Source organism: Paenibacillus sp. EB106-04-04-XG159 (assembly GCF_058791835.1).
On the sequence record NZ_JBYTDY010000003.1, the window covers coordinates 364,129 to 370,321 of the forward strand.

Sequence of the window (6,193 nt, forward strand, 5' to 3'; positions counted from 1 at the left end):
GCAGCGTGACAACCTTTTCCTTTTGGGCGCAAATCGTTTACAATAAAGAGACCGCATAAAGGAGGTCCAACTATGAAATTCATTGATAATCAAGGCATCACGGATCCGCGTATCAATCTCGCGATCGAGGAGTTCGTATTGAAGCATCTGCCTATGGATGAAGATAGCTATTTGCTGTTTTATATAAACGAGCCATCCATTATTATTGGACGTAATCAGAACACAATCGAGGAGATTAACGCCGATTACGTGAAAGACCAGAACATTCATATCGTTCGACGCTTGTCCGGCGGAGGCGCAGTCTATCATGACCTCGGCAACCTGAATTTCAGCTTTTTGACGAAGGACGACGGCGAATCGTTCCATAACTTCCGCAAATTCACGCAGCCTGTAATCGATACGCTTCAAAGCATGGGTGTTAATGCCGAATTAACGGGACGCAATGATATTCAAGTCGGCGAGCAGAAAATATCCGGCAACGCTCAATTCTCCACCCGCGGCCGCATGTTCAGTCATGGGACATTGCTGTTCGATTCTAAGATGGACAATGTCGCATCTGCTCTCAAAGTGAAACAGATGAAGATTGAATCGAAGAGCACCAAGTCCGTACGCGCTCGTGTAGCGAATATTGCCGAGTTCCTCAATGAGCCGATGACGATCGAACAGTTCCGAGCAACCATCCTGCGCCATGTATTCGGTATGGAGCCTGATCAAGTGTCGCAGTATAAGCTGACCGAGCAGGACTGGGAGAAGATCCATGCGATCTCCGAAGAAAGATATCAGAATTGGGATTGGAACTACGGGCATTCGCCGAAGTTCAACGTTCAGAACGCGAAGAAGTTCCCAGCTGGCATCGTAGATATTCGATTGGATGTAAAGGACGGCCGCATCGAAGGCGCTAAAATATTCGGTGATTTCTTCGGTATCGGGGAAATCAGCGATGTTGAAGCAAAGCTTGCAGGAGTTCGCTACAATGAACAAGCGCTGCAGGAAGCACTGGCTGAGATTGATGTTAAACATTACCTTGGCAATATCGATCGCGATGATTTCGTACAGCTGCTCCTTCTACAGATCTAATCCGCTTTACTAAAGGCTCTAATCCACCTCTGGCTTGCCAAGCAAGGGTGGACTAGAGCTTTTTAATGCTCTTGTCCACATGCTCATGAAGCTGCTTTTCTTTACTTCATGACTGAAGTGTCCAATTTTTCCTTGTCACCTTCCTCGCTTGTTCGATACAATGTTATGAACAGTATGAATTTGTAAGTTTATTGATAAGGGAGTCAAGATCATCATGAAGCGTTCGTGGATTGCCGACCTCTGCTTATTGTTCATCGCCTTTATCTGGGGGTCTACTTTTATCGTAGTACAAGCTGCAGTACAGATTCTGCCGCCTCTTACCTTCAACGCCGTCCGCTTTCTTGGCGCGGCGTGCTTATTTATTCTATTCATATTGATCTCGGATCGCAGCCTCAAGCGTTTTAAGAACCGACAGTTGCTGCTGCACGGTGGTATTCTAGGGATCATATTATTTGGAGGCTATGCCTTCCAGACAATCGGACTGCTGCACACGACAACCACGAATACCGGTTTTATTACCGGCTTATCTGTCGTTCTCGTCCCCTTCTTCACTATGTGGATGAAGCGCAGTAAACTCTCTATACAGACCTGGATCGCTGCTGCCATTGCCTTATTCGGTTTATATCTGTTAACATTCAATGGGGCAAACATGTCTTGGAACAAAGGGGACATGCTCGTATTCCTTTGCTCCATCTGCTTCGCCCTGCAGATTGCCGTAACCGATAGATTCGCCAGCCTGCACGACACACTGACGCTCGTAACAGTCCAGCTTGGCATCGTTGGTGTACTCGCCACGATCGGCGCGCTTCTGTTTGAACCGCTGCAGTCGCCTAGCGCCTTACTGCAATCCATGTCCGAACCACTTGTCTTGGGCGCTTTGCTCGTATCGATCGGATTATCCACAGCATTTGCTTTTCTGGCGCAAACGTGGGCGCAGCAATATACTTCTGCATCCAGAGTGGCGATCATTTATGCCATGGAGCCTGTATTTGCCGCGATTACAGGTGTAACCTTTGCCAATGAGCAGCTCGGAGCGTATGCTTTAGCCGGATGCGCGTTAATCTTTGTCAGTATGGTCACTGCGGAATTGAAATGGAAGCCGAGAAAGGTACAATTAGATATAGAGAGATAAAGATACACATAAGGAGAGATTCGATATGAATTACAAATTAATCGCGATTGACGTAGATGATACGCTGATCACGGATGAAAAAGTAGTAACAGAGGGCACAAAACGCGCTCTGGAGCAGGCTATTGCACAAGGCACGCACGTTACGCTGGCTACTGGACGTATGTACGCTTCTGCCCGCAAGATCGCCATGCAAACAGGCTTGAATGTACCGCTTATTACCTACCAAGGCTCCTTGATTAAAAACATTATGGACGGCGAAGTTTTGTACGAGTGCGCCGTACCGGATTCAGCGGCTCGCAAGCTGCTGCAGTACTGCGAGGAGATCGGTTTGCACCTGCAGTTGTATATTAATGACGAGCTGTATGCCCGCGAGGACAATGAGCAGCTTCAAGGATATGTCGGGCTTAACAACATCCCGTACAAGATTGAGCCTGACTTGGACAAGTTGTTAGCTACACCGTCTACGAAGATGCTGATGATTGATACGCCGGAGCGTTTGGATGAGCTGACACCAGCGATCCGTGAGCTGCTTGGGCCAGAGGTCCATATTACAAAGTCGAAACCGCATTTTCTCGAGGTAACTCATCGTGACGGTACTAAGGGTAACGCGCTTCGCTTCTTAGCTAAGCACTTTGGCTGCTCCCTAGAGGAAACGATCGGAATCGGTGATTCCTGGAACGATCATGACTTGATCGAGACAGCCGGTCTTGGTGTTGCTATGGCTAATGCCGTACCGACTCTGAAGGAAGCTGCAGATTATGTCACGCTCTCCAACAATGAAGAAGGCGTACGTCATGTAATTGAGAAGTTCGTACTGCAAACGAACCCATCCTAATAGCACTTCAACTATCCGCAACTATAACAATAAGCCTGAACAGCTGGACGAAAAGGTCCACTGTACAGGCTTATTTTTAATAACTGCTGCAATTGGCAGTACCCCAGCTTCATTTTACTGGAACATATACCAGATCAAATAACACAACAGCACGCATACCCACGAAATAAATCCAAAGATAACTACGATCTTATTCTCACTCCAGCCATACTTTAAGCTAAAGTGAAAATGAATCGGCGCCATGCGAAACATGCGCAGCTTCGTCCGCTTATAATACCAAACCTGCAGGATAACCGATAACTGCTCAGCAAAATATACGAGGAACAATATCGGTACGAGCAGCTCTACCTTTTCAATTACCGCAAGAAAGGACAACGACCCTCCGATAGCAAGTGAGCCTGTATCCCCCATGAAGGCCCTGGCGGGATGAATATTGTAGATGAACAGTCCGAGCAAGCACGCGATCATCACTAACGAGAAGACCTTTACCTCGCTATGTTCAGAGATAAGGAAGAAGAACAAATAAGTTGGTATCGCCACATTGATCAGGAGACCGTCCAAGCCGTCTGTAAAATTAATCGCGTTAGCTGAACCAACGATAAACAGCATCATGATCACGACATATAAGAAGATCGGCAGCTCCATCACCAATGTCTGGCCAATCATAATCTCGGATGTGATTCCGAACTGCGTCATCAATATGTATAAGAGCACGGCTGTGAAGCTGAATTGGAACAGGAGTTTCATTTTCCCTGAGATGCCTGAAGGATCTTGAAACACCGCCTTCTTCACATCATCCATAAATCCGATTGCGCTGAATAAGATAAAGGTTGCTGCTATAAATAACATCAGCGGCTGCGGATGAGTGATGACAGAAGTGATAACTCCAACGAGCAAGATAATTCCCGCCATCAAAGGAGTTCCGCGTTTTGCCTGATGGTCAGGCGGAAGCTCAACACGAATCGGCTGCGTCAGCTTCAACGTCCGAAGTCCCCATATGAGAAGCGGCATTAACGCTGCAACGAGCAAGAAAGAAAGACTAGATACTCCGAATATAACTGAATTCATCACATATTCTCCCCAGTGAATAATGATTTACCTTATGTTATGTTCTAATCGGTCATCTTATTAAGTATTTTTCCATATTTAATGCATCGTTATTTCTGTACATATACTGATTCGCAGCAAGTCGAGCATTTCCTTCATAGTTTGAGCTTTTTTTCTGTATCATTGCTTCAAACGACCATGAATCAGACCTCGATCGTTAAGCCCGCATATGACAATTGAACGCTATCTGGCAGCAAGTAAGGCTCTCGAATATCCACACCATGCGACATATGGGTAAATACAGTTCTCACAGGCTGAATTTCTTGAATCAATGCTGATCCTTCTATCATGTCATAAACCGAGCGAGTTTCATATGGGTATGGCTCATGATAGTAACTGGTGCCCAAGATCAATACATCAAGTCCTCTCATATATTCCAATTCATTCACGCTCAAACCTATCGCATCAGAAGCATATAACCAGCTTAATGTATGTCTTCCTTCGGAAGTTGTGCTAGGCTCCGATCGTTCCAATCGGTATGCGTATGAATATCCGTTCTTGCCGTGATTGACCCGAATCGGTGTTATCGACCATTCATCCCACTGCCATTTGTCTTGGATCGAAATGAATTGGATGTGACGTTCAACCCATGGATACATGCGTTTGATCAGATCCAATACCTCTTGCGGCGCTATAACATTCCCTCTGCACTTGGTCCATCTGCATACGTCGGCATATGCAGGTATTCCTGCGATATGATCATGATGAGCATGTGTGATCAATATATCCGGCAAGAAGCGCAGACCCGTCATTTCCATTTGCAGCGTCCAATCAGGACCGCAATCGACCAATAACCGCTTATCGCCTTTATATAAGAGGATGGAAGAACGCAGTCTGCGATTGACTCCTGTCGTGCGTGCCTCACTGCAGACATTGCATTCACAATATACACGAGGCACCCCTAATGAATCCCCTGTTCCTAAAAATGTACACCGCCAACGATCATCCGTTTCTAATACGGAAATCGATGATAATTTCATTTTTGCCACTTCCTCTTCACTCCAACTTTTGGTACATTCTGATTGAAACATATTTCGTTTACGCATTTATCTGGTTTGTACTATAATGATTCATAAGCGTCATGTGGACAATATCCATGTTAGCATTAATAATGCGCCTTATTCATCAAACAGATATAAATAATAGGGGTTAGACTCATATTAATTGATTTATTATCCTATCCGCAAAGGAGCAGGTACATATGGAGTTCAATACCCAATCCGACAATGTTGAAATTGTCGCACATCGCGGCTATGCCGCACTCTATCCCGAGAACACGATGGCAGCGTTCCGGCGTTCGCTGGAGCTCGGGGCCGATACGATTGAATTGGACATTCACTACTCAAAAGAGGGGATTCCTGTCGTTATTCACGATGATACGCTTGATCGTACGACGACTTCGTCAGGGAGCATCCGCAAGCTGTCGCTTCAAGATATTCGACAAGCTGATGCGGGAATCAAGTTCAGTCCTGAATTCGCCGGCAGCCAAGTCCCGCTTCTTGAAGAAGCGTTGGACTTATGTTCCGGGCGTGCAGGCTTGCAGCTCGAATTGAAGGAAACGATAACTGAGAGCGAAGGCCGAGCTCTGCTCCATCTATTGAAGGTTCATGACATGCTCGAGCATACGATGATTATTTCGTTTATTTTTCCTAATCTGACGTTAATGCGTGAGCTTCACCCTCACATTGAACTGGGCTTCTTAACCGATAAGCGCGAATCTTTGCAACCATTGCACCAATTAGGCCATGCAACCTGCTGCTTCAGCAGCTCGCTCGCTATGAATCATCCCGATATGCTGGAGGAAGCAACCTCGCTCGGTATCGATCGGGCGGTATGGACTATACGTGATGAAGAGACAGCCATCAAGCTCTACAAGCTTGGCATACGTCGCTTAACCTCGGATATCCCGTTAACACAAGAAATGTTTACCTCGATCAGATCATAACGCAATAAGCCAGCGGCTCCTGATATGCTCCCATCATAGTAGACAGTAGATAAAACAAAAACTTCTACTGCTACAATGATGGGAGTTTTTCTGATGT

General features: G+C 46.1%; 6 protein-coding genes. 4 read left to right on the top strand and 2 right to left on the bottom strand.

Going from position 1 to position 6,193, the window contains the following annotated elements; translation table 11 throughout:
* Window positions 1–72 precede the first annotated feature (72 nt).
* The 3 genes from lplA to AC3WTP_RS05910 all read left to right on the top strand — a co-directional run bounded on the left by lplA (window position 73) and on the right by AC3WTP_RS05910 (window position 3,044).
* Window positions 73–1,077 (top strand): lipoate--protein ligase, encoded by a 1,005-nt coding sequence (lplA, locus tag AC3WTP_RS05900; RefSeq protein WP_492393653.1) that lies wholly within the window; start codon window positions 73–75, stop codon window positions 1,075–1,077.
* 214 nt (window positions 1,078–1,291) lie between these two features.
* Window positions 1,292–2,209, top strand: a complete 918-nt coding sequence (locus AC3WTP_RS05905) for a DMT family transporter (protein WP_492393654.1) — start codon at window positions 1,292–1,294, stop codon at window positions 2,207–2,209.
* A gap of 25 nt (window positions 2,210–2,234) precedes the next feature.
* Window positions 2,235–3,044, top strand: coding sequence for a Cof-type HAD-IIB family hydrolase (locus AC3WTP_RS05910; RefSeq protein ID WP_492393655.1), 810 nt, complete (start codon window positions 2,235–2,237; stop codon window positions 3,042–3,044).
* A 114-nt stretch (window positions 3,045–3,158) separates the two neighbouring features.
* Here AC3WTP_RS05910 and mraY read toward each other — a convergent pair whose 3' ends face one another.
* A complete protein-coding gene (gene mraY / locus AC3WTP_RS05915) occupies window positions 3,159–4,112 on the bottom strand; it encodes a phospho-N-acetylmuramoyl-pentapeptide-transferase (protein ID WP_492393656.1) in 954 nt (317 codons plus the stop codon).
* Between the two features lie 182 nt (window positions 4,113–4,294).
* Window positions 4,295–5,131 carry an MBL fold metallo-hydrolase gene (locus tag AC3WTP_RS05920; RefSeq protein ID WP_492393657.1) on the bottom strand — a complete coding sequence of 279 codons (837 nt, stop codon included), beginning with the start codon at window positions 5,129–5,131 and terminating at the stop codon, window positions 4,295–4,297.
* 221 nt (window positions 5,132–5,352) lie between these two features.
* On the opposite strand from AC3WTP_RS05920, the gene AC3WTP_RS05925 reads away from it, so the two are divergent.
* The gene (locus AC3WTP_RS05925) at window positions 5,353–6,096 is read left to right on the top strand and encodes a glycerophosphodiester phosphodiesterase (RefSeq protein WP_492393658.1); all 744 of its coding nucleotides are present in this window, start codon (window positions 5,353–5,355) and stop codon (window positions 6,094–6,096) included.
* Window positions 6,097–6,193 lie beyond the last annotated feature (97 nt).